This is a genomic window from Pseudomonas nitroreducens TX1, assembly GCF_000313755.1.
GTDB lineage: Bacteria > Pseudomonadota > Gammaproteobacteria > Pseudomonadales > Pseudomonadaceae > Pseudomonas > Pseudomonas nitroreducens_A.
In genome coordinates this window covers 18,945-45,586 of sequence record NZ_AMZB01000100.1, presented here as the reverse complement: position 1 = coordinate 45,586, position 26,642 = coordinate 18,945, and the positions used below count along the sequence as shown (strand labels likewise).

The window sequence follows — 26,642 nt, the reverse complement described above, 5'->3', positions numbered from 1 at the left end:
TGTGACCAGTACCTTCCAACACATCACCGTTCTGCTCGAGGAGGCCGTCGAAGCGCTGGCCCCCCTGGAGGGCGGCCGCTATGTGGACGGAACCTTCGGAAGGGGAGGGCACAGCCGGGCCTTGCTCGGCAGGCTCGGCCCGGGCGGTCAGCTGCTCGGGTTCGACAAGGATCCCCAGGCGATTGCGACGGGAAAAACACTGGCGGCCGAAGACGGCCGCTTCGTCATTGTGCAAAGGTCCTTCGCCGAGATGGGTGAGGAGTTCTCCGTGCGCGGTCTGCAAGGCAGCGTGAACGGCGTTCTGCTGGACCTGGGCGTGTCCTCGCCGCAGTTGGATGATCCCGAGCGAGGCTTCAGCTTCCTCAATGACGGTCCGTTGGACATGCGCATGAACCCGGACCAAGGCGTCAGCGCCGCGCAATGGATCGCCACCGCTGCGGAAGACGAGATCGCCCGTGTGTTCAAGGATTACGGCGAGGAGCGTTTTGCAAAGCGCATGGCCCGCGCCATCGTGCAGCGCCGGGCGGAAGCGCCCTTCGAACGTACCGCCGATCTGGCCGCCGTGATCACCGAGGCCAACCCGGCCTGGGAGAAGGGCAAGAACCCGGCTACCCGGGCTTTCCAGGGGCTGCGCATCTTCATCAACAACGAGCTGGGTGATCTGGAGCGTGGCCTTGAGGCCGCGCTGGAAGGTCTGGCCGTGGGCGGCCGTCTCGTGGTGATCAGCTTCCACTCGCTGGAAGACCGCATCGTCAAACAATTCATGCGCAAGCAAGTCAAGGGCGAGGCGGACAACCTGCCGCGCAATCTGCCGATCCAGGTCAAACCCTTCGAGCCGCGTATGAAGCTGATCGGCAAGCCGGTCTACGCCTCCGAAGCCGAGCTCAAGGCCAACCCGCGCTCGCGCAGCGCGGTCATGCGCATCGCGGAGAAGCTCAGATGAGCCGGCTCTTCTCCAAGCGCCTGCCTGCCGGCAGCTTCTTCATGCTGTTGCTGTTCATTGGCGTGCTGCTGTCGGCCATTTCGGTCTCCTACAGTGCCTACTGGAACCGCCAGTTGCTCAACTCGCTGTACACCGAGCTCAACGTGCGTGACAAGGCGCAGGCCGAATACGGTCGTCTGATTCTCGAACAGAGCACCTGGACGGCCCACAGCCGCATCGAGGCCCTGGCGACCGACCAGTTGAAGATGCGCGTGCCCGACCCGACCGAAATCATCATGGTGGCGCCATGAAAGACCTGGCCGGCGCTCGTTATCCCTGGCGCTTCCGCGTCGTCATCGCCCTGCTGCTGGCGATGGTGGCGGCGATTGCCTGGCGGATCGTCGACCTGCATGTCATCGATCACGATTTCCTCAAGGGGCAGGGCGATGCCCGCAGCGTGCGGCATATCACCATTCCCGCGCACCGTGGCCTGATCACCGACCGCAACGGCGAGCCGCTGGCTGTCAGTACCCCGGTCGCCACCCTTTGGGCCAACCCGAAGGAGCTGGTGCTCGAACGCGAGAAGTGGGGCTTCCTCGCCGATGCCCTGGGTCAGCCCAAGGCGGCGCTGTCCGAGCGCCTGGAAGCGAACGCCGACAAGGAATTCATCTACCTGGTTCGGGGGCTGACCCCGGAGCAGGGCGAGGCCGTGATGGCCCAGGTGAAGACCCATCGCATCCCCGGCGTCTATTCCGTCGAGGAGTTTCGCCGCTTCTACCCGTCCGGCGAAGTCGCCGCGCAGGTGGTGGGCTTTACCGACGTCGACGACCGCGGCCGTGAAGGCGTGGAGCTGGCCTTCGACAGCTGGCTGGCCGGCGTGCCGGGCAAGCGTCAGGTGCTCAAGGATCGCCGCGGTCACCTGATCCGCGACGTGCAGGTCACCCGCAACGCCAAGGCCGGCAAGACCCTGGCCCTGTCCATCGACCTGCGCCTGCAGTACCTCGCCAACCGTGAGCTGCGTAATGCGCTGGTGGAGAACGGCGCGAAGGCCGGCAGCCTGGTGATCCTCGACGTGAAGACCGGCGAAGTGCTGGCGATGGCCAATCAGCCGACCTACAACCCGAACAACCGCCGCAACCTGCAGCCGGCGATGATGCGCAACCGCGCCATGATCGACGTGTTCGAGCCGGGCTCGACCATGAAGCCGTTCTCCATGAGCGCGGCGCTGGAAACCGGCCGCTGGAAGCCCACCGACAAGGTCGAGGTCTACCCCGGCACCCTGCAGATCGGCCGCTATACCATTCGCGACGTATCCCGCACCGAAGGTCCGGTGCTGGACCTGACCGGCATCCTGATCCGCTCCAGTAACGTGGGCATGAGCAAGGTTGCCTTCGATATCGGCGGCGAGGCCATCTACAGCCTGATGCAGAAGGTCGGTCTCGGCCAGGACACCGGCCTGGGTTTCCCCGGCGAGCGTGTCGGCAACCTGCCGAATTACCGGGAATGGCGCAAGGCGGAGACCGCCACGCTGTCCTACGGCTACGGCCTGTCCGTCACCGCCATCCAGCTGGCTCATGCCTATGCAGCGCTGGCCAACAACGGCCGCAGCGTGCCGCTGACCATGGTCCGTGCCGATCGCCAGCCGGACGCCACGCAGGTCATCCCCGAGTCGGTCGCCAAGACCATGCAGGGCATGCTGCAGCAGGTGATCGAAGCGCCGAACGGGGTATACCGCGCCCAGGTTCCGGGGTATCACGTGGCGGGCAAGTCCGGTACCGCGCGCAAGACCGCGACCGGCGCCAAGGGCTATGCCGAGAACTCCTATCGCTCCCTGTTCGCCGGCTTCGCGCCGATGAGCAATCCCCGTTATGTCGCTGTCGTGGTCATTGATGAGCCCAGCAAGGCCGGTTACTTCGGTGGCCTGGTCTCCGCGCCGGTGTTCAGCAAGGTGATGTCCGGCACGCTGCGCCTGATGAACGTGCCGCCGGATAACCTGCCGACGGCGACTCCGCAGCAACAAGCCGATGCTGCGCCCGCTGCCAAAGGAGGGCGTGGCTGATGCCGATGAGCCTGAATCAACTGCTGCCACAGGCCGAAAGCGGCGAACTGATCCGTGAACTCACCCTGGACAGTCGCACCGTCAAGCCCGGCGACCTGTTCCTCGCCGTGCCGGGAGGTCGCCAGGATGGCCGCGCGCACATCGCTGCCGCGCTCGCCCAGGGCGCCGCCGCCGTCGCTTATGAAGCGGAAGGCGCTGTCGACCTGCCGCCCAGCGATGTGCCGATGATCGCCATCAAGGGCCTCGCCAAGCAGCTGTCCGCTATCGCCGGACGCTTCTATGGCGAGCCAAGCCGAGGCGTCGAGCTGGTCGGCGTGACCGGCACCAATGGCAAGACCAGCGTCAGCCAATTGGTCGCCCAGGCCCTTGACCTGCTCGGCGAGCGCTGCGGCATCGTCGGCACCCTCGGCACCGGTTTCTATGGTGCGCTGGAAAGCGGTCGCCACACCACGCCTGACCCGCTCGCCGTGCAGGCGACCCTCGCACGCCTGAAGCAGGCCGGTGCCAAGGCCGTGGCGATGGAAGTGTCTTCCCACGGCCTCGAGCAGGGCCGCGTCGCGGCGCTGGGCTTCGACGTGGCGGTATTCACCAACCTGTCCCGTGACCACCTGGACTATCACGGCTCGATGCAAGCCTACGGCGCGGCCAAAGCCAAGCTGTTCGCCTGGCAGGGGCTGCGTTGCCGGGTGATCAACCTGGACGACGATTTCGGTCGCCAGCTGGCCGACGAGCCCCACGAATCCCGCCTGATGGGTTACAGCCTGCTCGACCCGTCGGCGTACATCTATTGCCGCGAAGCCACCTTCAGCGACGCCGGCGTACAAGCGCAGATCGTTACCCCACAGGGTGAAGGCCTGTTGCGCAGCTCGCTGCTGGGCAAATTCAACCTGAGCAACCTGCTCGCCGTGGTTGGCGCGCTGCTCGGCCTGGACTACCCGCTGGGCGACGTACTCAAGGTGCTGCCGCAACTGGAAGGTCCGATCGGCCGCATGCAGCGCCTGGGCGGCGGTGAGAAGCCGCTGGTGGTCGTGGATTACGCCCACACCCCGGACGCGCTGGAAAAAGTGCTGCTCGCCTTGCGTCCTCACGTGCATGGCCAACTGCTGTGCCTGTTCGGCTGCGGCGGCGACCGTGACAGCGGCAAGCGCCCGATCATGGCGCAGATCGCCGAACAGCATGCCGACCGCGTGCTGGTCACCGACGACAACCCGCGCACCGAGAAGAGCGAGGCGATCATCGCCGACATCCGGGCCGGTTTCGCCAGGCCTGACGCGGTCGAGTTCGTTCCCGGTCGCGGTGAGGCCATCGCCCGACTGATCGCCTCTGCCGGTAGGGACGACGTCGTGCTGCTGGCCGGCAAGGGGCATGAGGATTACCAGGAGATCGATGGTGTTCGCCATCCCTTCTCCGATCTGGAACAAGCCGCCAAGGCGCTGGCTGCCTGGGAGGTGAAGCGTGCTTAAGCCCCTTTCGCTCAACGAAGTCGCTGCTGCGCTGCAAGGCCGTGTGGTCGGCGAGGACGTCAGTTTCGACGCCGTGAGCACCGACAGCCGTGCCATCGCGCCCGGCCAGCTGTTCATTGCCCTGACCGGCCCGCGTTTCGACGGCCACGACTACCTGACCGACGCCGCTGCCAAGGGCGCGGTCGCGGCTCTGGTGGAACGTGAAGTCGCTGGCGCGCCGCTGCCGCAGCTGGTGGTGAAAGATACCCGCATCGCGCTGGGCCAGCTCGGAGCGTTGAACCGTGCCGCCTTCACCGGCCGCGTTGCCGCAGTGACCGGCTCCAGCGGCAAGACCACCGTGAAGGAGATGCTCGCCAGCATCCTGCGGACCCAGGGCGAAGTCCTGGCGACCCGCGGCAACCTGAACAACGATCTGGGTGCGCCGCTGACCCTGCTGCAGCTGGCCCCGGAGCACAAAAGCGCAGTCATCGAACTGGGCGCCAACCGTGTGGGCGAGATCGCCTACACCGTCGCGCTGACCCGCCCACAGGTCGCCATCATCACCAACGCCGGTACCGCCCATGTCGGCGAGTTCGGCGGGCAGGACAAGATTGTCCTGGCCAAGGGCGAGATTCTCGAGGGGCTGGCCGCCGACGGCGTGGCCATCCTCAACCGCGACGACAAGGCCTTCGATATCTGGCAGGCCCGCGCTTCCGGTCGCCGTGTTTCCAGCTTCGGCCTGCACGATGCGCGCGCCGATTTCCGCGCCGGTGATGTGAAGCGCGATGCCCGCGGTTGCCCGTGTTTCACCCTGCAGGGGCCGGCTGGCGAGGCAGCCGTTCAGCTGAATCTTCTGGGCGAGCACAACGTCGCGAATGCGCTGGCCGCCGCCGCCGCCGCACACGCCCTGGGCGTGCCGCTGGTCGGGATCGTTTCCGGCCTGCAGAACCTGCAGCCGGTCAAGGGACGCGCCGTAGCTCAGTTGGCGACGAATGGCATGCGGGTGATCGACGACAGCTACAACGCCAATCCGGCTTCAATCTGCGCGGCGATTGATATACTCGCCGGCTTTTCCGGCCGGACCGTCCTGGTCCTCGGGGACATGGGCGAGCTGGGTGCCTGGGCGGAGTCTTCCCACCGCGAAGTGGGAACCTATGCCATTGGCAAAGTCACCGCGCTCTATGCCGTCGGACCGTTGATGAGCCACGCCGTGCAGGCGTTCGGTTCCGCGGGCCGGCACTTCGCCGATCAGGCCAGCCTGATCAGTGCCCTGGCCGACGAAGCTTCGACAACCACCATTCTGATCAAGGGTTCCCGCAGCGCGGCGATGGACAAAGTCGTCGCGGCGCTCTGTGGTTCCTCCGAGGAGAGTCACTAAATGCTGCTGCTGCTCGCCGAGTACCTGCAACAGTTCTACAAGGGCTTCGGCGTCTTCCAGTACCTGACCCTGCGCGGCATCCTGAGCGTATTGACCGCGCTCGCCCTGTCGCTCTGGCTGGGCCCGTGGATGATCCGCACCCTGCAGATCCGCCAGATCGGCCAGGCCGTGCGCAACGACGGCCCGCAATCGCACCTGTCCAAGAAAGGCACGCCGACCATGGGCGGCGCGCTGATCCTCACCGCCATCGCCATCAGTACCCTGCTGTGGTCCGACTGGTCGAACCGCTACGTGTGGGTCGTGCTCGCCGTGACCCTGCTGTTCGGCGCCATCGGCTGGGTGGACGACTACCGCAAGGTGATCGAGAAGAATTCCCGCGGCCTGCCGAGCCGCTGGAAGTACTTCTGGCAATCGGTGTTCGGCCTGGGCGCTGCGGTCTTCCTTTATATGACTGCCGAGACGCCGGTCGAGACTACCCTGATCGTGCCGATGCTGAAGAACGTGGAGATCCCCCTGGGCATCTTCTTCGTGGTGCTGACCTACTTCGTGATCGTCGGCTCGAGCAACGCAGTGAACCTGACCGACGGTCTCGACGGCCTGGCCATCATGCCCACCGTGATGGTCGGTGGCGCGCTGGGGATCTTCTGCTACCTGTCGGGCAACATCAAATTCGCCGAATACCTGTTCATCCCGAGCGTTCCGGGGGCGGGCGAGTTGATCATCTTCTGCGGTGCCATCGTCGGCGCGGGCCTGGGCTTCCTCTGGTTCAACACCTATCCGGCGCAGGTCTTCATGGGTGACGTCGGTGCGCTGGCACTGGGCGCCGCGCTGGGCACCATCGCGGTGATCGTCCGCCAGGAGATCGTGCTGTTCATCATGGGCGGCGTGTTCGTCATGGAAACCCTGTCGGTGGTGATCCAGGTCGCCTCCTTCAAGCTGACCGGCAAGCGGGTGTTCCGCATGGCGCCGATCCACCACCACTTCGAACTCAAGGGCTGGCCGGAGCCGCGCGTGATCGTGCGCTTCTGGATCATCACGGTGATTCTCGTGCTGATCGGCCTGGCTACGTTGAAACTGCGTTGAGGACTGATCGAGCATGAGCCTGATCGCTTCCGACCAATTCCGCATCGTTGTCGGCCTCGGCAAGAGCGGCATGTCCCTGGTGCGCTACCTGGCGCGCCAGGGCGTGCCCTTTGCCGTGGCCGATACGCGCGCGAATCCGCCGGAGCTGGCGACCCTGCGCGAGCAGTACCCGCAGGTCGAGGTCCGCTGCGGCGACCTCGATGCCGATTTCCTCTGCCGCGCCCAGGAGCTCTACGTGAGCCCCGGCTTGTCGCTGCGCGTTCCCGCACTGGTGGAAGCGGCCGCCCGTGGCGTGCGCATGTCCGGCGACGTGGACCTGTTCGCGCGTCACGCGAAGGCGCCGATCGTCGCCATTACCGGCTCCAACGCCAAGAGCACCGTCACCACCCTGGTGGGCGATATGGCCAAGGCCGCTGGCAAGCGTGTCGCCGTTGGCGGCAACCTCGGTACCCCGGCGCTGGACCTGCTCGCCGACGACGTCGAGCTGTACGTGGTAGAGCTTTCCAGCTTCCAGCTGGAAACCTGCGAACGCCTGAACGCCGAGGTCGCCACCTGCCTGAACGTCAGCGAAGACCACATGGACCGCTATGACGGCATGGCCGATTATCACCTGGCCAAGCACCGCATCTTCCGTGGCGCCAAACAGGTCGTGGTGAACCGTGCCGACGCCCTGAGCCGTCCGCTGATCGCTGACAACGTGCCGTGCTGGACCTTCGGCATCAACAAGCCGGACTTCAAGGCCTTCGGTCTCATCGAAGAGGACGGCGAGAAGTGGCTGGCCTTCCAGTTCGACAAGCTGATGCCCGCCCGCGAGCTGAAGATCCGTGGCGCGCACAACCAGTCCAATGCCCTGGCGGCGCTGGCGCTGGGGCACGCCGTCGGTCTGCCGTTCGAGCCGATGCTGCAGACCCTGCGTGAATTCGCCGGTCTTGCTCACCGCTGCCAGTGGGTGCGCGAGCGCAACGGCGTGAACTACTACGACGACTCCAAGGCCACCAACGTCGGCGCCGCCCTGGCTGCTATCGAAGGCCTGGGAGCGGACATCGACGGCAAGCTGGTGCTGATCGCCGGTGGCGACGGCAAGGGCGCCGACTTCCATGACCTGCGTGATCCGGTTGCGAAGCATTGCCGCGCCGTGGTGTTGCTGGGTCGTGACGCCGAGTTGGTGAGCGCCGCCCTTGGCAACGTGGTGCCCAAGGTCCGCGTGAATACTCTCGACGAAGCCGTCGAGCACGCCGCCGACCTGGCTCTGCCGGGAGACGCCGTGCTGCTGTCGCCGGCCTGCGCGAGCCTGGACATGTTCAGGAACTACGAGGAACGCGGACGCCTGTTCGCCAAGGCCGTGGAGGAGCTCGCCTGATGTTCTCCTTCCTGCGCCCCTATCCGTCCCCGCTGATCAGCCGCAACGGCATCGACATCGACTTCCCGCTGCTCGCGGGCTGTCTGGCGCTGCTCGGCCTCGGCCTGGTGATGGTCACTTCGGCATCTTCCGAAGTCGCCGCGGCGCAGTCCGGCAATCCGCTGTACTTCTCGGTCCGCCACCTGATCTACCTCGCCATCGGCTTCGTCGCCTGCGGGGTGACCATGATGGTGCCGATGGAAACCTGGCAGCGCTGGGGCTGGAAGCTGCTGGCCGTGGCCTTTGTGCTGCTGGTGATGGTGATCACCCCCGGCATCGGTCGCGAGGTGAACGGTTCCATGCGCTGGATCGGCTTCGGCCTCTTCAACATCCAGCCCTCGGAGATCGCCAAGGTCTTCGTGGTGATCTTCATGGCTGGCTACCTGGTTCGCCGCCAGGAGGAGGTACGCGAAAGCTGGCTGGGCTTCTTCAAGCCGTTCGTGGTGCTGCTGCCCATGGCCGGCCTGCTGCTGCGCGAGCCGGACTTCGGCGCCACCGTAGTGATGATGGGGGCGGCCGCGGCGATGCTGTTCCTCGGCGGCGTGGGCCTGTTCCGCTTCGGCCTGATGGTCGCACTGGCGGTCGGCGCCGTGGTGCTGCTGATCCAGACCCAGCCTTACCGGATGGCCCGCCTGACCAACTTCACCGATCCCTGGGCCGACCAGTTCGGCGCGGGCTACCAGCTCAGCCAGGCGCTGATTGCCTTCGGCCGCGGTGGCTGGACCGGTATGGGCCTGGGCAACAGCATCCAGAAGCAGTTCTACCTGCCCGAGGCGCACACCGACTTCGTGTTCGCGGTCCTCGCCGAAGAGCTGGGTATCGTCGGTGCGATGGCCACCGTGGCCCTGTTCGTCTTCGTCAGCCTGCGCGCGCTGTACATCGGTATCTGGGCCGAGCAGTCGAAACAGTACTTCTCCGCCTACGTAGCCTACGGGCTGGCATTCCTTTGGATCGGCCAGTTCCTGATCAACGTGGGTGTGAACGTCGGCCTGCTGCCGACCAAGGGCCTGACCCTGCCGTTCCTCAGCTACGGCGGCAGTTCCCTGGTGATCTGCTGTGCCCAGCTGGGGATGCTGCTGCGCATCGAATGGGAGCGCCGCACCGTGATGGGCAGCGAGGAATATGAATTCAGCGAAGAGGACTTTGCCGATGAAAGGTAACGTCCTGATCATGGCGGGCGGCACCGGCGGACACGTGTTCCCGGCCTTGGCCTGCGCCCGTGAGTTCCAGGCGCGCGGCTACAGCGTGCACTGGCTGGGCACCCCGCGCGGCATCGAAAACGATCTGGTACCCAAGGCCGGCCTGCCGCTGCACCTGATCAACGTCAGCGGCCTGCGTGGCAAGGGCATCAAATCGCTGCTGCGTGCGCCGTTCGATCTGCTCAAGTCGCTGTTCCAGGCCATCGGCGTGGTTCGCCAGCTCAAGCCGGTCTGCGTGCTCGGCCTGGGTGGCTACGTCACCGGCCCGGGCGGCCTGGCTGCCAAGCTGTCCGGTGTTCCCCTGGTGATCCATGAACAGAACGCCGTCGCCGGCACCGCCAACCGCAGCCTCGCGCCGCTGGCCAAGCGGGTCTGCGAAGCCTTCCCGGACACCTTCGACAGCAGCGCCAAGCGATTGACCACTGGCAACCCGGTGCGCGTCGAGCTGTTCCTGGAAGAGGGTGCCCGCGCGCCGTTGAGCGGCCGTCGCGTCAACCTGCTGGTGCTGGGCGGCAGCCTGGGCGCCGAGCCGCTGAACAAGCTGCTGCCCGAAGCGCTGGCGCAGGTGCCGGCCGAGATTCGCCCGGCCATTCGCCATCAGGCCGGTCGTCAGCATGACGAAGTGACTGCGGAGCGTTACCGCGCCGCCGGTGTCGAAGCGGACGTAGCTCCGTTCATCGCCGACATGGCTGCTGCCTACGCCTGGGCCGATCTGGTGATCTGCCGCGCCGGAGCGCTGACCGTGAGCGAGCTGACCGCCGCCGGCCTGCCGTCCTTCCTGGTGCCGCTGCCCCACGCGATCGACGACCACCAGACCAAGAATGCCGAATTCCTGGTGCGCGAGGGCGCGGCCCTCCTGCTGCCACAGAAATCTACCAGCGCCGCCGAACTGGCCGCGCAGTTGTCCGAGGTATTGATGCATCCCGATTCCCTGACCCGCATGGCCGCTCGCGCACGCAGCCTGGCCAAGCCCGAGGCTACCCGCACGGTAGTCGATGCCTGCCTGGAGGTGGCCCGTGGTTAAAGAACCCACCGGCGTCACCCGCACCATGCGGCGCATCCGCCGCATCCACTTCGTCGGCATCGGTGGCGTGGGCATGTGTGGTATCGCGGAAGTGCTGCTCAACCTCGGCTACGAAGTCTCCGGCTCCGACCTCAAGGCGTCGCCGGTCACCGAGCGCCTGGAGAACTTCGGTGCGGAAATCTTCATTGGCCACCGCGCGGAGAACTCCGACGGCGCCGACGTGCTGGTGGTTTCCAGCGCGGTGAACAAGTCGAACCCGGAAGTCGCCGCCGCGCTGGATCGCCGCGTGCCGGTCGTGCCGCGCGCCGAGATGCTCGCCGAGCTGATGCGTTACCGCCACGGCATTGCCGTCGCCGGCACCCACGGCAAGACCACCACCACCAGCCTGATCGCCTCGGTGTTCGCTGCCGGCGGCCTGGACCCGACCTTCGTCATTGGCGGCCGCCTGAACGCTGCTGGCACCAACGCGCAGCTGGGCACCAGCCGTTACCTGGTGGCCGAGGCCGACGAGAGTGACGCCAGCTTCCTGCACCTGCAGCCGATGGTCTCGGTGGTCACCAACATTGACGCCGACCACATGAGTACCTATGGCGGCGACTTCAACAAACTCAAGCGCACCTTTGTCGACTTCCTGCACAACCTGCCGTTCTACGGCCTGGCCGTGGTCTGCGTGGACGACCCGGTGGTGCGTGAGATCCTGCCGCAGGTGGCGCGTCCGACCGTGACCTACGGCCTGAGCGAGGACGCCGACGTCCGCGCCATCAATATCCGCCAGGAAGGCATGCGCACCTACTTCACCGTGCTGCGCCCCGAGCGCGAGCCGCTGGACGTCTCGGTGAACATGCCCGGCCTGCACAACGTGCTGAACTCCCTGGCGACCATCGTCATCGCCACTGACGAAGGTATCTCCGACGAAGCCATCGTCCAGGGCCTGTCCGGCTTCCAGGGCGTCGGCCGTCGCTTCCAGGTCTATGGCGACCTGCAGGTGGAAGGCGGCAGCGTGATGCTGGTCGACGACTACGGCCACCACCCGCGCGAAGTCGCGGCGGTGATCAAGGCCGTGCGCGGTGGCTGGCCGGATCGTCGTCTGGTGATGGTGTATCAACCGCACCGCTTCAGCCGCACCCGCGACCTGTACGACGACTTCGTGCAGGTGCTGGGCGAGGCCAACGTGCTGATGCTGATGGAGGTCTACCCGGCCGGCGAAGAGCCGATCCCTGGCGCCGACAGCCGTCACCTTTGCCACAGCATCCGCCAGCGCGGCCAGCTCGACCCGATCTACCTGGAGCGTGGCGGTGACCTCGCTTCGCTGCTGAAGCCGCTGTTGCGTCCCGGCGACATCCTGCTCTGCCAGGGCGCCGGCGATATCGGCGGGCTGGCTCCGCAACTGATCAAGAATCCGATGTTCGGCGCCGCCGCTGCTGGCGCCGAGGGGAAGAAACAATGAGTGACGCCCTCAAATCCGCCCTCGAGCCCCGCGCCTTCGGTCGCGTCGCCGTGCTGTACGGCGGCAAGAGCGCCGAGCGCGAGGTGTCGCTGAAATCCGGCGCCATGGTTCTGCAGGCCTTGCAGGGCGCCGGTGTGGACGCCTTCGGCATCGATGTGGGCGATGACCTGCTGGAGCGTCTGACTCGCGAGAAGATCGACCGCGCCTTCATCATCCTCCACGGTCGTGGCGGTGAAGACGGCACCATGCAGGGGCTGCTGGAAATCGCCGGCATTCCCTACACCGGCAGCGGCGTGCTTGCCTCCGCGCTGGCGATGGACAAGCTGCGCACCAAGCGCGTGTGGCTGAGCCTGGGCCTGCCGACGCCGGACCACGCTGTCCTCGCCAGCGAGGACGATTGCCGTGCCGCTGCGGCAAAACTCGGTTTCCCGCTGATCGTAAAGCCGGCCAGTGAGGGTTCGAGCATCGGCATGGCCAAGGTGAACAGCATTGACGAGCTGATCGCGGCCTGGGCTGCCGCTGCGAAATTCGATCCACAAGTGCTCGTCGAGCAGTGGATCAGCGGCCCTGAATACACCGTCGCGATCCTCCGTGGCCAGGTGCTGCCGCCCATTCGCCTGGGCACGCCGCACACCTTCTACGACTATGACGCGAAGTACCTGGCCAACGATACCCAGTACCAGATTCCCTGCGGCCTCGATGCCGACAAGGAACAGGAGCTCAAGGACCTGACCGCGCGCGCCTGCGATGCCCTCGGCATCCAGGGTTGGGGGCGGACCGATGTGATGCAGGACGCCCAGGGGCGCTTCTGGCTGTTGGAAGTGAACACGGCACCGGGCATGACCGACCACAGCCTGGTGCCCATGGCCGCGCGCGCGGCCGGCCTGGATTTCCAGCAACTGGTGCTGGCGATCCTCGCCGACAGCGTCGAGGCAAGGGGGTAAGTCATGAACGGCGCGCAGCTTCGTCACCAGAATCCCGGAATCGGCCGTGCTCCCGCACGCAAGCCGGTGCCGCGCGGCGCCAGCCGTCTGGTGGCCAAGGAGCCGCTCAGCGCTCGCATGCCCAAGCCCAGCTTCGGCTTCCTGAAGGTGCTGCTGTGGCCTCTGGTGCTGGGCGTACTGGGCGGCGGTGCTTACTACGGCGCGCAATACGTGCTGCCCTATGCCGACCGCCCGATTGCCAAGGTCAGCGTAGAGGGCGACCTCAGCTACATCAGCCAGGCGGCGGTGCAGCAGCGGATCAGCCCCTATGTCTCGGCCAGCTTCTTCACCATCGATCTGGCCGGCATGCGCCAGGAGCTGGAACAGATGCCCTGGATCGCCCACGCCGAAGTGCGCCGCGTATGGCCCGACCAGGTGGTGGTTCGACTGGACGAGCAATTGCCCATCGCCCGCTGGGGTGACGAGGCCCTGCTGAACAACCAGGGGCAGGCTTTCGCCCCGCGTGAAGTGGCCAACTACGAGCACCTGCCGCGCCTGTCCGGCCCGCAGCGCGCTCAGCAGCAAGTGATGCAGCAGTACCAGATTCTCAGCCAGATGCTCCGCCCGCTGGGCTTCACCATCGCCAGCCTGGACATGAGTTCTCGCGGCGCCTGGACCCTGGGGACCGCGCAGGGAGTGGAGATCATGCTGGGCCGCGATCACGCGGTAGAACAGATTCGCCGGTTCGTGACCATCTACGACAAGGCGCTGAAAGACCAGATTACGAAAATCGCCCGCATCGACATGCGTTACCCCAACGGCCTGGCCGTGGCGTGGCGCGATCCGGTGCCGGAAGCGACGGTGGCACAGACCACCGCCGCGCAGTGAGTTGAGGAGACTTCTATAAACATGGCAAGCGTGCAGAGCGGCAAAATGGTCGTCGGCCTGGATATCGGCACCTCCAAGGTGGTGGCGCTGGTGGGCGAGGTGGCGGCCGATGGCAAGCTGGAAATCGTCGGCATCGGGACGCACCCTTCGCGCGGCCTGAAGAAAGGTGTGGTGGTGAACATCGAGTCCACCGTGCAATCGATCCAGCGCGCCATCGATGAAGCCCAGCAGATGGCGGGCTGCCGTATCCACTCGGCCTTCGTCGGCATCGCCGGCAACCATATCCGCAGCCTGAACTCCCACGGCATCGTGGCCATCCGCGACCGCGAAGTCAGCGGCGCGGACATCGAGCGCGTGCTGGACGCGGCCCAGGCCGTGGCCATCCCGGCCGACCAGCGTGTGCTGCACACCCTGGCCCAGGACTATGTGATCGATAACCAGGAAGGCGTGCGCGAGCCGCTGGGCATGTCCGGCGTACGCCTGGAAGCCAAGGTGCACGTCGTGACCTGCGCGGTGAACGCCGCGCAGAACATCGAGAAGTGCGTGCGCCGCTGCGGCCTGGAAGTGGACGACATCATCCTCGAGCAACTGGCTTCGGCCTACTCCGTGCTCACCGAGGACGAGAAGGAACTGGGCGTGTGCCTGGTGGACATCGGCGGCGGCACCACCGATATCGCCATTTTCACCGAAGGCGCCATTCGCCATACGGCGGTGATCCCGATCGCCGGCGACCAGGTCACCAACGACATCGCCATGGCGTTGCGCACCCCGACTCAGTACGCTGAGGAAATCAAGATTCGCTACGCCTGTGCACTGGCCAAACTGGCCGGCCCCGGCGAAACCATCAAGGTGCCCAGCGTCGGCGATCGTCCGCCGCGGGAACTGTCGCGCCAAGCGCTTGCCGAAGTGGTCGAGCCTCGTTACGACGAGCTCTTCACCCTGGTTCAGGCAGAGCTGCGTCGCAGTGGCTATGAGGACCTGATTCCGGCCGGGATCGTCCTGACCGGTGGCACTTCCAAGATGGAAGGCGCCGTCGAGCTGGCCGAAGAGATCTTCCACATGCCGGTGCGCCTGGGCGTACCGCACAGCGTCAAGGGACTGGCCGACGTCGTGCGCAATCCAATCTATTCCACCGGTGTGGGGCTGCTCCTGTACGGACTGCAAAAGCAGTCCGACGGCATCTCCCTGTCCGGCAGCAGTTTCAGCAGCGACGAACCCAAGACACCGGTACTGGAAAAGCTTAAACGCTGGGTCCAGGGCAATTTCTGATTTACCACCGCGGTAAACGTAGGCAACACAACTAGAAAGGAAGGAGAGGGGAAATGTTTGAACTGGTAGATAACGTCCCGCAAACAGCAGTCATCAAGGTTATCGGCGTAGGTGGTGGTGGCGGCAACGCCGTCAACCACATGGCCAAGAACAACGTTGATGGCGTCGAATTCATTTGCGCCAACACTGATGCGCAGGCGCTGAAGAACATCGCCGCACGCACCGTTCTGCAACTCGGCCCGGGTGTGACCAAGGGCCTGGGCGCTGGCGCCAACCCTGAAGTGGGCCGTCAGGCCGCCATCGAGGACCGCGAGCGTATCGCCGAAGTCCTGGAAGGCGCCGACATGGTCTTCATCACCACCGGCATGGGTGGCGGTACCGGTACCGGTGCTGCGCCGATCATCGCCGAGGTTGCCAAGGAAATGGGCATCCTCACTGTGGCCGTGGTCACCCGTCCGTTCCCGTTCGAAGGCCGCAAGCGCATGCAGATCGCCGACGAAGGCATCCGCTCGCTGGCAGAAAGCGTTGACTCGCTGATCACCATTCCGAACGAAAAACTGCTGACCATCCTGGGCAAGGATGCGAGCCTGCTGGCCGCCTTCGCCAAGGCTGACGATGTGCTTGCCGGTGCCGTTCGCGGTATCTCCGACATCATCAAGCGCCCGGGCATGATCAACGTCGACTTCGCCGACGTGAAAACCGTCATGAGCGAAATGGGCATGGCCATGATGGGCACCGGCTGCGCCAGCGGCCCGAACCGCGCTCGCGAGGCTACCGAAGCCGCGATCCGCAACCCGCTGCTGGAAGACGTCAACCTGCAGGGCGCCCGCGGCATCCTGGTCAACATCACCGCCGGTCCGGACCTGTCCCTGGGCGAATACTCCGACGTGGGCAACATCATCGAGCAGTTCGCTTCCGAGCACGCCACCGTGAAAGTGGGCACCGTGATCGATCCGGACATGCGCGACGAGCTGCACGTCACCGTAGTCGCCACCGGTCTGGGCGCTCGCCTGGAGAAGCCGGTCAAGGTCGTCGACAACACCGTTCAGACCCAGGCCGTCAGCACCCAGGCTCCGGTTCAGCGCGAGCAGCAGTCGGTGAACTACCGTGACCTGGACCGTCCGACCGTCATGCGCAACCAGAACCACGGCGGCGCTGCCACCGCGGCCAAGCTGAATCCGCAGGACGATCTGGACTACCTGGATATCCCGGCCTTCCTGCGTCGTCAGGCCGATTGAGTCGATTTATCAGGAGTATCAATGTGATTGGTGTTCAGCAAAGGGCGGTTCTGCTATCATCGCCGCCCATTGTTGACAACAGTTCGCAACTTGCGCGAAAGCGGCCAAAGCCATGATCAGACAACGCACCTTGAAGAACATCATCCGGGCGACCGGTGTCGGCCTGCATTCCGGGGAGAAGGTTTACCTGACCCTGAAGCCGGCTCCCGTCGATACTGGCATCGTGTTCTGCCGGGCTGACCTCGACCCTGTGGTGGAAATTCCCGCCCGGGCCTCGAACGTCGGCGAAACCACAATGTCGACCACCCTGATCAAGGGTGACGTCAAAGTGGATACCGTGGAGCATCTGCTTTCGGCCATGGCCGGCCTGGGTATCGACAACGCCTATGTCGAACTGTCCGCATCGGAAGTACCGATCATGGACGGCAGCGCAGGTCCTTTCGTATTCCTGATCCAGTCCGCGGGCCTGCAAGAGCAGGAAGCGGCCAAGAAGTTCATCCGCATCAAGCGCGAGGTAACGGTGGAAGAGGGCGACAAGCGCGCCACCTTCGTTCCGTTCGACGGCTTCAAGGTGAGCTTCGAGATCGATTTCGATCACCCGGTCTTCCGTGGTCGCACCCAGAAAGCCGTGGTGGATTTCTCCAGCACTTCCTTCGTCAAGGAAGTGAGCCGCGCCCGTACCTTCGGGTTCATGCGCGACATCGAGATGCTGCGTTCCCAGAACCTGGCTCTGGGTGGCAGCGTGGAGAACGCCATCGTGGTCGACGAGTATCGAGTGCTCAACGAAGACGGTCTTCGTTATGAGGACGAGTTCGTCAAGCACAAGATCCTGGACGCCATTGGTGACCTGTACCTGCTGGGTAACAGCCTTATCGGCGAGTTCATCGGCTACAAGTCCGGTCACGCCCTGAACAACCGTCTCCTGCGTACCCTCATCGCAGACAAGGACGCTTGGGAAGTGGTGACCTTCGAGGACGCCAAGACCGCGCCGATCTCCTATATGCGACCCGCTGCGGCCGTATAAGGAAACCTCCTCCTTTCAGCTACAACTTCAAAGGCCACCCTCGGGTGGCCTTTTTTTTTATGTCTTCGCTTTATTCCTGGTCTGCTTCCGGTGGTTTGCGGCTGCGGCTGGCGAGGCGTTCGAGAGCGGCCTTGAGGTGCGGATTGCTGATGCCTTCGGCCGCTGCATGCAGGGTGGCCGAAGCGGATTCGCTGATGCGGTTGGTGTTCACGCGGACAGGCGCCTGGATTGCTGGTTGCACCTTGAACAGGATGCGCGTGAGTCCGCTGAACTCCTCGAACGTGGCCAGTTGCCGCAGCAGGCGGTTCTGCTGGTAACGCAGGCGCGTGGCCCAGTGCCCGTCGGTGACCACCAGCAGCAGGCTGCCTTCACGCCAGGAGGCGACGCGGCAGAAAGGGCGCGCGGCGGGCTGCAATTGCGAATCGAGCAGTTCCTGCAAGCGCGAGAGGCGCTGCGCCTGGACGAACAGCGAGTGCAGCGGCTTGGCTTCGCGCAGCAACTTGGTCATCGCCTTGGCGGGCAGGGGGCGGAAGGCCATGAGGAGCAACCGGGAGTGAATAAAGAGCGATGGTAACAGATGCGCTCAGGGCCAGATGCCACCGTCCGCCCTTGAATATGCACGGCTGCGTCACCATATCACCCACTCGGATGCAAAGTTGTCCGCCCATGCATTGCCCCCAAGCTCGCGGAATGCGAAGCTTCGGAGGATGACTCCGGCACTTTTTTCCCGGAAGTTTCCGGGTAGAATGCCCGCTTCATTGCCGTTCCGCGCCGCGGCCAGCCAGTCGGGCAGCCCTCCAATTCTCCAGTTCGGATGACCCAGTCGATATGTTTGCGCCTTTGTTGAAAAAACTCTTTGGAAGCAAGAACGAGCGCGAAGTGAAGCGCATGGCCAAGCAGGTCCAGGCCATCAATGCACTCGAGCCCCAGATGGTCCCGCTTTCCGATGAGCAACTGAAGGCCAAGACCGAAGAGTTCAAGGCGCGTGTCGCCAAGGGCGAGAGCCTCGACCAGATCCTGCCCGAAGCCTTCGCCGTTGCCCGCGAGGCCGGCAAGCGCGTCATGGGCATGCGTCACTTCGACGTCCAGCTCATCGGCGGCATGACCCTGCACGAAGGCAAGATCGCCGAGATGCGTACCGGTGAGGGCAAGACCCTCGTGGGCACCCTGGCCGTCTACCTGAACGCCCTGTCCGGCAAGGGTGTGCACGTGGTCACCGTGAACGACTACCTGGCCCGCCGCGACGCCAACTGGATGCGTCCGCTGTATGAATTCCTCGGCCTGACCGTTGGCATCGTCAGCCCGTTCCAGCCGCCGGAAGAGAAGCGCGCGGCCTATGCTGCCGACATCACCTACGGCACCAACAACGAATTCGGCTTCGACTACCTGCGCGACAACATGGCGTTCAGCCTGGAAGACAAGTTCCAGCGCGAACTGAACTTCGCCGTGGTCGACGAAGTGGACTCCATCCTCATCGACGAGGCGCGGACTCCGCTGATCATTTCCGGCCAGGCCGAAGACAGCTCCGAGCTGTACATCAAGATCAACAAGCTGATCCCGCGCCTGAAGCGTCATGTCGAGGAAGTCGAAGGCCAGGTGACCCAGCAGGGCCACTACAGCATCGACGAGAAGACCCGTCAGGTCGAACTCAACGAGCAGGGCCATGCCTACGTTGAAGAGCTGCTGACCCAGAACGGCCTGCTGGCCGAGGGCGAGAGCCTCTACTCGGCGCACAACCTGAGCCTGCTGACCCACGTCTACGCCGCGCTGCGCGCCCACACCCTGTTCCACCGCAACGTGGAATACATCGTCCAGGGCGACCAGGTCCTGCTGATCGACGAGCACACTGGCCGTACCATGCCGGGCCGTCGCCTCTCCGAGGGCCTGCACCAGGCCATCGAGGCCAAGGAAAACCTGCCGATCCAGGCCGAGAGCCAGACCCTGGCCTCGACCACCTTCCAGAACTACTTCCGCCTCTACACCAAGCTGGCCGGCATGACCGGCACCGCCGACACCGAGGCCTTCGAATTCCGCCAGACCTACGGCCTCGACGTGGTGGTGATTCCGACCCACCGTCCGGTTGCCCGTAAGGACTTCAACGACCTGGTCTACCTGACCCAGGACGAGAAGTACGCCGCCATCATCACCGATGTGCAGCAGTGCCAGGCGCTGGGCCGTCCGATCCTCGTGGGTACCGCCTCGGTCGAAACCTCCGAATACGTCTCGCAGTTGCTGCAGAACGCCGGCATCGAGCACAAGGTTCTGAACGCCAAGTACCACGAGAAGGAAGCCGAGATCATCGCCCAGGCCGGTCGTCCGGGCTCGGTCACCATCGCCACCAACATGGCCGGTCGTGGTACCGACATCCTGCTGGGCGGCAACTGGGAAGTGGAAGTCGCCGCGCTGGAGAACCCCACCGACGAACAGGTGGCACAGATCAAGGCCGACTGGCAGAAGCGTCACCAGCAGGTCATCGAGGCAGGCGGCCTGCACGTGATCGCCTCCGAGCGTCACGAATCCCGCCGTATCGACAACCAGCTGCGTGGCCGTGCCGGCCGTCAGGGCGACCCGGGCTCCAGCCGCTTCTACCTGTCCCTGGAAGACCACCTGATGCGCATCTTCGCCTCCGACCGGGTGAAGAACTTCATGAAAGCCTTGGGGATGCAGCCGGGCGAGGCGATCGAGCACCGCATGGTGACCAATGCCATCGAAAAGGCCCAGCGCAAGGTCGAAGGCCGCAACTTCGATATTCGTAAACAACTGCTGGAGTTCGATGACGTCGCCAACGAGCAGCGCAAGGTGATCTACCACATGCGCAACACCCTGCTCGCGGCCGACAACATCGGCGAGACCATCACCGAGTTCCGTGAAGAGACCCTGAACAACACCGTCAGCGAGCACATTCCGCCGCAGTCGCTGCCCGAGCAGTGGGACGTCGCCGGTCTGGAAGCTGCGCTGTACAGCGATTTCGGCCTCAAACTGCCGATCCAGCAGTGGCTGGACGACGACGAGAAGCTCTACGAAGAAACCCTGCGCGAGAAGATCCTTGCCGAGCTGGTCGCTGCCTACCACGAGAAGGAGGAGCTCGCCGGCGAAGAAGCCCTGCGCACCTTCGAGAAGCAGATGCTGCTGCGCGTGCTGGACGACCTGTGGAAGGACCACCTGTCCACCATGGATCACCTGCGTCATGGCATTCACCTGCGCGGCTACGCGCAGAAGAACCCGAAGCAGGAATACAAGCGCGAGTCCTTCAACCTGTTCCAGGACCTGCTGAATTCCATCAAGCGCGACACCATCCGCGTGCTGTCCTTCGTCCAGGTTCGCCGCGAAGATCCGGCCGAAGAAGAAGCCCGCCTGCGCCGCGAGGCCGAGGAAATGGCCAAGCGCATGCAGTTCCAGCACGCCGCTGCTCCGTCCATGGAGCAGGTCACTGCCGAGCCTGAAGAAGAGGGCGAAGTACCGGCTGACAACGTGGTGCCGATGGAGCCCATCCGCAACGAACCGAAGATCGGCCGCAACGAGCCGTGCCCCTGCGGTTCGGGCAAGAAGTACAAGCACTGCCACGGTCAGGTGGAATAACTCTTCCCGACCCTGATACCCCACGCCGCGACCGGCCCTGCCGCTCGCGGCGTTTTTCTCCTTTGATCCACTGATTAGATGGTTCACTGACTAGATAGGAGCGCGCCACATGGCTGTTGGTCTCGGCCCCATGTCCACCCTGCACCCGGTCCCCGGTTTCGAACTCGGCATCGCCTCCGCCGGCATCAAGCGACCCGGCCGCAAGGACATCGTGGTGATGCGTTGCGCCGAAGGTTCCACCGTAGCCGGTGTGTTCACTACCAACGCCTTCTGCGCCGCCCCGGTGATCCTGGCGCGCAAGCGCTTCCTGGGGCCGGTGCGCTACCTGCTGACCAATACCGGCAACGCCAACGCCGGCACCGGCGAGCCGGGCCTGGCCAATGCCACCCGTACCTGCGCCAAGCTGGCCGAACTGGCCGGCGTTCCGGAAAACGCCGTGCTGCCATACTCCACCGGGGTGATCGGCGAGCCGCTGCCGGTCGAGAAGATCGAAGCCGCTCTGCCCGCCGCGCTGGCCAACCTGTCGGTGGATAACTGGGCCGACGCAGCCGCCGGCATCATGACCACCGACACCCTGCCCAAGGGGGCCAGCCGCCAGTTCCAGCACGACGGCGTGACCATCACCGTCACTGGCATCAGCAAGGGCGCCGGCATGATCAAACCGAACATGGCCACCATGCTCGGTTATATCGCCACCGACGCCAAGGTTGCCCAGGGCGTGCTGCAGGACCTGCTGCGCGACGCATCGAACAAGTCCTTCAACCGCATCACCATCGACGGGGACACCTCCACCAACGACTGCTGCATGCTGGTTGCCACCGGCCAGGCTGCGCTGCCGGAAATCACCGCCGCCTCCGGCGCGCTGTTCGCCGCGCTGAAGCAGGCCGTGCTGGATGTATCCATGGAGCTGGCGCAGGCCATCGTGCGTGACGGCGAAGGCGCCACCAAATTCGTTACCGTGCAGGTAAACGGCGGCGCGACGCACCAGGAGTGCCTGGATGTCGGGTACGCCGTCTCCCACTCGCCGCTGATCAAGACCGCGTTGTTCGCGTCCGACCCGAACTGGGGCCGTATCCTCGCCGCCGTCGGTCGTGCCGGCGTGCCAGACCTGGATGTGAGTCTGATCGACGTATTCCTGGATGACGTTGCCATCGCCAGCCGTGGTTGCCGCGCGGCCAGCTACACCGAGGACCAGGGGGCGAGGGTCATGGCCCAGGAAGAGATCACCATCCGCATCGATCTCGGCCGTGGCACCTGCAGCGAGACCATCTGGACCACCGACCTGTCCCACGAGTACGTGAAGATCAACGCTGAGTACCGCACCTGATCGACGCTAAGACGCAGGGGCCCGCCCAGGCCCTGCGTCTCGTTCCGCTCGCATTCCCGATTTTCATCGATGGATGAAAATCGGGAATTTGTTTTCATGGCTGCCGCGCTCTAAGGTCTCCTGACTGACCCTCAAGAGCATCGCCTCCATGTCCCTTACCCTGATCATCGGCAGCAAGAATCTCTCCTCCTGGTCCCTGCGCGGCTGGCTTGCCATGCAACTCACCGGGGCCGAGTTCGAGGAAATCCTCATTCCCCTGGGTGGCCTGGACACCGCACGGCGTATCCGCGAGCACTCGCCCAGCGGCAAGGTGCCGGCGCTCAAGTGCGAGCACGGGCTGATCTGGGATTCCCTGGCAATTGCCGAATACCTCGCCGAGCGCTTCCCCGAGGCGCACCTCTGGCCGCGTGGCGAAGCGGCGCGAGCGCTGGCCCGATCAGTCTGCGCCGAGATGCACAGCGGCTTCATGGCGCTGCGCTCGCATATGCCAATGGACATCCAACGCAACCAGCCGTTGGCCGAAGTGCCCGAAGCGGTGGAGGCGGACATCGCCCGCATCGTCGAGCTCTGGGCGCTGTGCCGCGGTCAGTTCGGTCAGGACGGCCCGTTCCTGTTCGGCCACGCGAGCATCGCCGATGCCTTCTATGCACCCATTGCCACGCGCTTGCGCAGTTACTGCGTGATGCTGCCCATCGAGGCCCAGAACTACGTGGATGCGATCTACGCCTGGCCGGCCTTCCGCCCCTGGCTGGACGCGGCGATGGTCGAACGCGCCTGAATCCGGCCGGCAATGACGGTAGAATGCCCGTCTGCGCGGGCCCTGCCTGAATCGGATTGAGGAGTAGCACTGTGAAACGAGTACATGTCGCCGCCGCCGTGATTCGCGGACTCGATGGCCGGGTGCTGATCGCCCGCCGTCCGGACGACAAGCACCAGGGCGGTCTCTGGGAGTTTCCCGGTGGCAAGGTGGAAGAGGGCGAAGCGGTGCAGGTCGCCCTGGCCCGCGAGCTGAAGGAAGAACTCGGCATCGACGTCGAGCAGGCGCGCCCGCTGATCCGCGTGCAGCACGACTACAGCGACAAGCATGTACTGCTGGATGTGTGGGAGGTCTCCGTCTTCTCCGGCGCGCCCCATGGTGCCGAGGGCCAGCCGCTGGCCTGGGTCTCCCCGCGCGACCTGCCGGATTACGACTTCCCGGCCGCCAACGAGCCTATCGTGCAGGCCGCGCGCCTGCCTGATCGCTACTTGATCACGCCCGATGGGCTGGAAATCCCGCAACTGGTGCAGGGCGTTCGTGCGGCTATCGCCAGTGGCATCCGCCTGATCCAGCTGCGCGCGCCGAACATGTACAGCCCCGAGTACCGCGACCTCGCTGTCGACGTACAAGGCCTGTGCGCCGGCAAGGCGCAGCTGATGCTCAAGGGCCCGCTGGAATGGCTGGGCGATTTCCCGGCGGCCGGCTGGCACCTGACTTCCGAGCAACTGCGCAAGTACGCGCCCAATGGCCGGCCGTTCCCCCGCGAGCGCCTGCTGGCGGCTTCCTGCCATAGCGCCGAGGAACTGGAACTGGCGGCGCGCATGGGTGTGGACTTCGTCACCCTGTCGCCGGTGCAGCCCACCGAGAGCCATCCGGGGGAACCGGCGCTGGGCTGGGAGACGGCGGCAGAGCTGATCGATGGCTTCAACCAGCCGGTGTTCCTGCTCGGCGGCGTCGGTCCGCAGGACGTCGAGCGTGCCTGGCAGGCCGGTGCGCAGGGCGTGGCGGGTATTCGGGCGTTCTGGCCGAAAAACGAAGGCTGACAGATCAGGCGGGCTTTTCCGCGGCTTGCCAGAGAATCTCTTCCACGCCCTGACGGCGGGCGATGAAGCGTGCGGCGACGAACAGCAGGTCGGACAGGCGATTCAGGTAGCGCAGGCCCGCGCCTGCCAGCGGCTCCTCGGCATTGAGCTGTTGGCAGCGGCGCTCGGCGTTGCGCGCCTGCGCGCGGCACAGATGGGCGAGGGCGACCAGACGCGAGCCGCCCGGCAGGATGAAGTTCTTCAGCGGCCCGAGCTCCTCGTTCCAGCGGTCGATCACCTGCTCCAGACGTTCTACTTCGGCATCGTTCAGCGCGCGGTATTCCGGCATCGCCAGCTCGCCGCCCAGGTCGAACAGGCGGTGCTGGATCGGCGCCAACACACCCATCACTTCTTCCAGCGCACTGCTGCGCGCTTCGTGCAGCCCGGCCAGCAGCAGGCCGAGGTGGCTGTTCAGTTCGTCCACCGCGCCCATGGCCTCCACCCGCGGATGATGCTTGGGTACCCGGCGTCCGTCGGCCAGGCCGGTTTCTCCGGCATCGCCGGTGCGGGTGTAGATCTTCGACAGGCGATTGCCCATGGCTCAATGCTCCTTGTCGCCTTGCGCCAATAGCGGCAAGGGCGGGGAAACTTCGGTGGTCAGCGGCAGGCGCAGGGTGAAGCAGGTGCCTTGACCCAGCTCGGACTGTACCTCCATCTGCCCCTTGTGGTTGTTGGTGACGATGAAGTACGAGACCGACAGGCCCAGGCCCGTACCCTGGCCGACTTCCTTGGTGGTGAAGAAAGGCTCGAAGATGCGTTTGCGCACCTTCTCCGGCATGCCGCAGCCATTGTCCTCCACCTGGATTTCCGCCCACGGCGGATTGAGCCGGGTGCGCAGGATGATGCGGCCGAATTCGCCTTCTTCTTCGTCGTCGCGAAGGTGGATGGCCTGGGCGGCGTTCTTCAACAGGTTGAGCAGGACCTGTTCGATTTCGTTGGCGATCACCGGTACCGGCCCCAGGCGCTGGTCATACTCGTGGACGATCTGCAGCGACTTGAAGTCGAAGCCGCCGGTGAGGTCGAAGTCATTGCCGGCGATCTCCACGGCCTGTTCCAGCAGTGCCGGCAACTCGCAGGCGGCCATCTGGCGATGGCTGCGGCGGCTGAAGGAGAGCATGTGGGTGACGATCTTCGCCGCGCGGGAGCCGGCGTACTGAATGCCGTCCATCAGCTTGGGAATCTCCCGCGCCTCCAGGTAGTGGTTGAGGTCGTCCAGGCGCACGCCCACTTCAGCGGCTACCTCGAGGTTCTTCGGCAGGTCCGGCGACAGGCGCCGGCGGATGTTCTGCACGTTGTGCAGGATCGCGCCCAGCGGGTTGTTGATCTCATGGGCCATGCCGGCGGCGAGACCGCCGACGGAGAGCATCTTCTCCGACTGCACCATCATCTCTTCCATCCCCAGGCGGTCGGTGATGTCGTCGATACGGATCACCGCGCCACGGCCGGTACCGCCCATCAGCGGGTAGAAGGTCAGGGCATAGTGGCGCGGGGCGTCGGTGAGGGCCCAGGTAACCCGTTCGACGCGTTCGACCTTGTGCTGCTCGGCGGCGCGGGTGAGCTGCGGCAGGAAGGGCTTGAGCGAGGGGAAGGCGAGGAACACCGGCTGGTTCACCGCGTCGTCCAGGCTGGTACCGGAAAGCTGGCTGGCTTCCTGGTTCCACTGGGTGACGTAGAGTTGCTCGTCCACCGCGATCAGCGCCGAGGGCATGGAGTCGATGATGCTGTTGAGGTAGTGCTGGAAACCGGTGAGCTTCTTCTCGATCTTGCCGCGCACCTGGACTTCCAGCTCCAGCTTGCGGTTCGAGCGACGGGTTTCCTCGGCCAGCGACTGGGCCTGCTCGACGGCCTCCTGGGCATCGTCGCGGGCGCGCTTGAGCTGCTGCTCGCGGGCCTCGATACGGGTCAGCATGGTGTTGAATGCGTCGGCGAGGCGACCGATCTCGTCGGCATTGCCGCGCTCGGCGCGCAGGGCGTAGTTCTCCTCGCGGGTGACCTGGCGCGACAGCTCCTCCAGGCTGCGGATCGGCCGCGTGATCAGGCGGCGGATCTGCTGGGCGATGAGCAGCCAGAGCAGTACCGAAACGGAGAGGATTACCAGGCTGGCCGTCAGCGTACCGGTGTAGAAGGCGCCGGGCAGCTCGCTACTGGCCACCAGTAGCAGGTAGCCACTGTTGCGGCCGGCCTGGGGCAGCTCGAACAGTGCGTTGAGGCGATATTCGTGCTGGCGCCAGCGCTCCAAGTGGTCCAGGCGCTCGGGCAGGGCCACCGGCCCATTGCTCGGCGTCTGTGCGATGCGCTCGCCATTGCTGTCATAGAGCGCGGCGGCGCGCAGCGGCTGGTAGTCGTCGAGCTGGCGCAGCAGCACCTGGGCCTGGGTCGGCGAGGACAGCGCCGGCTCGCTGAGCGCCGGATTGGCGATCAGCCTGCCGATGGTCTGCAGGGCCTGGGGCGCGACGCTGTCCTGGGAAATCCAGTAGGCCGCGCTGATGAAGGCCAGGTTGGCCACCAGCATCACGGTCGCCAGCAGCACCAGCAGGGCGGCGAGGATCTTCTGGCCGACCGGCAGGTCTTCCAGGCGCTGGCGCAGGTTCATGGGAGAAGG

22 protein-coding genes are annotated in these 26,642 nt (G+C 65.1%); 19 read left to right on the top strand and 3 right to left on the bottom strand.

From position 1 onward, the window contains the following. Window position 1 precedes the first annotated feature (1 nt). The 15 genes from rsmH (at window position 2) to lpxC (ending at window position 17,295) form a co-directional block, all read left to right on the top strand. Complete coding sequence (gene rsmH, locus C167_RS0109860) at window positions 2-943, top strand: 16S rRNA (cytosine(1402)-N(4))-methyltransferase RsmH (RefSeq protein ID WP_026078935.1); 942 nt, start codon at window positions 2-4, stop codon at window positions 941-943. Next, complete coding sequence (gene ftsL / locus C167_RS0109855; RefSeq protein ID WP_017518107.1) at window positions 940-1,233, top strand: cell division protein FtsL; 294 nt, start codon at window positions 940-942, stop codon at window positions 1,231-1,233. Before rsmH ends, ftsL begins: the two co-directional genes overlap by 4 nt. Beyond that, complete coding sequence (locus tag C167_RS0109850; RefSeq protein ID WP_017518106.1) at window positions 1,230-2,981, top strand: peptidoglycan D,D-transpeptidase FtsI family protein; 1,752 nt, start codon at window positions 1,230-1,232, stop codon at window positions 2,979-2,981. Before ftsL ends, C167_RS0109850 begins: the two co-directional genes overlap by 4 nt. Next, window positions 2,981-4,444, top strand: coding sequence for a UDP-N-acetylmuramoyl-L-alanyl-D-glutamate--2,6-diaminopimelate ligase (locus tag C167_RS0109845; RefSeq protein ID WP_017518105.1), 1,464 nt, complete (start codon window positions 2,981-2,983; stop codon window positions 4,442-4,444). Before C167_RS0109850 ends, C167_RS0109845 begins: the two co-directional genes overlap by 1 nt. Then, window positions 4,437-5,801: a UDP-N-acetylmuramoyl-tripeptide--D-alanyl-D-alanine ligase gene (locus C167_RS0109840; protein WP_017518104.1), complete on the top strand. Its 1,365-nt coding sequence runs from the start codon at window positions 4,437-4,439 to the stop codon at window positions 5,799-5,801. Before C167_RS0109845 ends, C167_RS0109840 begins: the two co-directional genes overlap by 8 nt. After that, window positions 5,802-6,884, top strand: a complete 1,083-nt coding sequence (gene mraY, locus C167_RS0109835; protein WP_017518103.1) for a phospho-N-acetylmuramoyl-pentapeptide-transferase — start codon at window positions 5,802-5,804, stop codon at window positions 6,882-6,884. Window positions 6,885-6,897: 13 nt separating this feature from the next. Next, on the top strand, window positions 6,898-8,244 hold the full coding sequence (murD, locus tag C167_RS0109830; protein ID WP_017518102.1) for a UDP-N-acetylmuramoyl-L-alanine--D-glutamate ligase: 1,347 nt from the start codon (window positions 6,898-6,900) through the stop codon (window positions 8,242-8,244). Next, entirely contained in the window at window positions 8,244-9,443 is a 1,200-nt protein-coding gene (gene ftsW / locus C167_RS0109825) for a putative lipid II flippase FtsW (RefSeq protein ID WP_017518101.1), read from the top strand. Before murD ends, ftsW begins: the two co-directional genes overlap by 1 nt. Then, window positions 9,433-10,506, top strand: a complete 1,074-nt coding sequence (gene murG / locus C167_RS0109820; protein WP_017518100.1) for an undecaprenyldiphospho-muramoylpentapeptide beta-N-acetylglucosaminyltransferase — start codon at window positions 9,433-9,435, stop codon at window positions 10,504-10,506. Before ftsW ends, murG begins: the two co-directional genes overlap by 11 nt. After that, entirely contained in the window at window positions 10,499-11,953 is a 1,455-nt protein-coding gene (murC, locus tag C167_RS0109815) for a UDP-N-acetylmuramate--L-alanine ligase (RefSeq protein ID WP_017518099.1), read from the top strand. The genes murG and murC overlap by 8 nt, the downstream gene beginning before the upstream one ends. Continuing rightward, entirely contained in the window at window positions 11,950-12,897 is a 948-nt protein-coding gene (locus C167_RS0109810; RefSeq protein WP_017518098.1) for a D-alanine--D-alanine ligase, read from the top strand. The genes murC and C167_RS0109810 overlap by 4 nt, the downstream gene beginning before the upstream one ends. A gap of 3 nt (window positions 12,898-12,900) precedes the next feature. Continuing rightward, complete coding sequence (locus C167_RS0109805; protein ID WP_017518097.1) at window positions 12,901-13,764, top strand: cell division protein FtsQ/DivIB; 864 nt, start codon at window positions 12,901-12,903, stop codon at window positions 13,762-13,764. Between the two features lie 21 nt (window positions 13,765-13,785). Next, window positions 13,786-15,033: a cell division protein FtsA gene (gene ftsA / locus C167_RS0109800; RefSeq protein ID WP_017518096.1), complete on the top strand. Its 1,248-nt coding sequence runs from the start codon at window positions 13,786-13,788 to the stop codon at window positions 15,031-15,033. 53 nt (window positions 15,034-15,086) lie between these two features. Further along, complete coding sequence (gene ftsZ / locus C167_RS0109795) at window positions 15,087-16,271, top strand: cell division protein FtsZ (protein WP_017518095.1); 1,185 nt, start codon at window positions 15,087-15,089, stop codon at window positions 16,269-16,271. A 112-nt stretch (window positions 16,272-16,383) separates the two neighbouring features. Then, a complete protein-coding gene (lpxC, locus tag C167_RS0109790; RefSeq protein WP_015475884.1) occupies window positions 16,384-17,295 on the top strand; it encodes a UDP-3-O-acyl-N-acetylglucosamine deacetylase in 912 nt (303 codons plus the stop codon). A 70-nt stretch (window positions 17,296-17,365) separates the two neighbouring features. Here lpxC and C167_RS0109785 read toward each other — a convergent pair whose 3' ends face one another. Then, window positions 17,366-17,833 carry a DUF721 domain-containing protein gene (locus C167_RS0109785; RefSeq protein WP_017518094.1) on the bottom strand — a complete coding sequence of 156 codons (468 nt, stop codon included), beginning with the start codon at window positions 17,831-17,833 and terminating at the stop codon, window positions 17,366-17,368. A 290-nt stretch (window positions 17,834-18,123) separates the two neighbouring features. Between C167_RS0109785 and secA the strand changes: the two genes are divergently transcribed. From secA to C167_RS0109760, 4 genes are all read left to right on the top strand, one after another. Next, window positions 18,124-20,874: a preprotein translocase subunit SecA gene (gene secA, locus C167_RS0109780; RefSeq protein WP_026078934.1), complete on the top strand. Its 2,751-nt coding sequence runs from the start codon at window positions 18,124-18,126 to the stop codon at window positions 20,872-20,874. Between the two features lie 109 nt (window positions 20,875-20,983). After that, on the top strand, window positions 20,984-22,201 hold the full coding sequence (argJ, locus tag C167_RS0109775; protein WP_026078933.1) for a bifunctional glutamate N-acetyltransferase/amino-acid acetyltransferase ArgJ: 1,218 nt from the start codon (window positions 20,984-20,986) through the stop codon (window positions 22,199-22,201). Between the two features lie 148 nt (window positions 22,202-22,349). Next, window positions 22,350-22,979: a glutathione S-transferase family protein gene (locus tag C167_RS0109765; RefSeq protein ID WP_017518091.1), complete on the top strand. Its 630-nt coding sequence runs from the start codon at window positions 22,350-22,352 to the stop codon at window positions 22,977-22,979. Window positions 22,980-23,050: 71 nt separating this feature from the next. Then, window positions 23,051-24,001: a Nudix family hydrolase gene (locus C167_RS0109760; RefSeq protein ID WP_017518090.1), complete on the top strand. Its 951-nt coding sequence runs from the start codon at window positions 23,051-23,053 to the stop codon at window positions 23,999-24,001. Window positions 24,002-24,005: 4 nt separating this feature from the next. Here C167_RS0109760 and C167_RS0109755 read toward each other — a convergent pair whose 3' ends face one another. Both C167_RS0109755 and C167_RS0109750 read right to left on the bottom strand, forming a co-directional pair. Beyond that, window positions 24,006-24,578 carry a cob(I)yrinic acid a,c-diamide adenosyltransferase gene (locus tag C167_RS0109755; RefSeq protein ID WP_017518089.1) on the bottom strand — a complete coding sequence of 191 codons (573 nt, stop codon included), beginning with the start codon at window positions 24,576-24,578 and terminating at the stop codon, window positions 24,006-24,008. 3 nt (window positions 24,579-24,581) lie between these two features. After that, the gene (locus C167_RS0109750) at window positions 24,582-26,633 is read right to left on the bottom strand and encodes an ATP-binding protein (RefSeq protein ID WP_017518088.1); all 2,052 of its coding nucleotides are present in this window, start codon (window positions 26,631-26,633) and stop codon (window positions 24,582-24,584) included. Window positions 26,634-26,642: the final 9 nt, after the last annotated feature.

Coding starts and splice junctions, on each gene's coding strand:
- ftsL (WP_017518107.1), top strand. CDS start 940: ATGAGCCGGCTCTTCTCCAAGCGCCTGCCTGCCGGCAGCTTCTTCATG.
- C167_RS0109850 (WP_017518106.1), top strand. CDS start 1,230: ATGAAAGACCTGGCCGGCGCTCGTTATCCCTGGCGCTTCCGCGTCGTC.
- C167_RS0109845 (WP_017518105.1), top strand. CDS start 2,981: ATGCCGATGAGCCTGAATCAACTGCTGCCACAGGCCGAAAGCGGCGAA.
- mraY (WP_017518103.1), top strand. CDS start 5,802: ATGCTGCTGCTGCTCGCCGAGTACCTGCAACAGTTCTACAAGGGCTTC.
- murD (WP_017518102.1), top strand. CDS start 6,898: ATGAGCCTGATCGCTTCCGACCAATTCCGCATCGTTGTCGGCCTCGGC.
- ftsW (WP_017518101.1), top strand. CDS start 8,244: ATGTTCTCCTTCCTGCGCCCCTATCCGTCCCCGCTGATCAGCCGCAAC.
- murG (WP_017518100.1), top strand. CDS start 9,433: ATGAAAGGTAACGTCCTGATCATGGCGGGCGGCACCGGCGGACACGTG.
- C167_RS0109810 (WP_017518098.1), top strand. CDS start 11,950: ATGAGTGACGCCCTCAAATCCGCCCTCGAGCCCCGCGCCTTCGGTCGC.
- C167_RS0109805 (WP_017518097.1), top strand. CDS start 12,901: ATGAACGGCGCGCAGCTTCGTCACCAGAATCCCGGAATCGGCCGTGCT.
- ftsA (WP_017518096.1), top strand. CDS start 13,786: ATGGCAAGCGTGCAGAGCGGCAAAATGGTCGTCGGCCTGGATATCGGC.
- ftsZ (WP_017518095.1), top strand. CDS start 15,087: ATGTTTGAACTGGTAGATAACGTCCCGCAAACAGCAGTCATCAAGGTT.
- lpxC (WP_015475884.1), top strand. CDS start 16,384: ATGATCAGACAACGCACCTTGAAGAACATCATCCGGGCGACCGGTGTC.
- C167_RS0109785 (WP_017518094.1), bottom strand. CDS start 17,833: ATGGCCTTCCGCCCCCTGCCCGCCAAGGCGATGACCAAGTTGCTGCGC.
- secA (WP_026078934.1), top strand. CDS start 18,124: ATGTTTGCGCCTTTGTTGAAAAAACTCTTTGGAAGCAAGAACGAGCGC.
- argJ (WP_026078933.1), top strand. CDS start 20,984: ATGGCTGTTGGTCTCGGCCCCATGTCCACCCTGCACCCGGTCCCCGGT.
- C167_RS0109765 (WP_017518091.1), top strand. CDS start 22,350: ATGTCCCTTACCCTGATCATCGGCAGCAAGAATCTCTCCTCCTGGTCC.
- C167_RS0109755 (WP_017518089.1), bottom strand. CDS start 24,578: ATGGGCAATCGCCTGTCGAAGATCTACACCCGCACCGGCGATGCCGGA.
- C167_RS0109750 (WP_017518088.1), bottom strand. CDS start 26,633: ATGAACCTGCGCCAGCGCCTGGAAGACCTGCCGGTCGGCCAGAAGATC.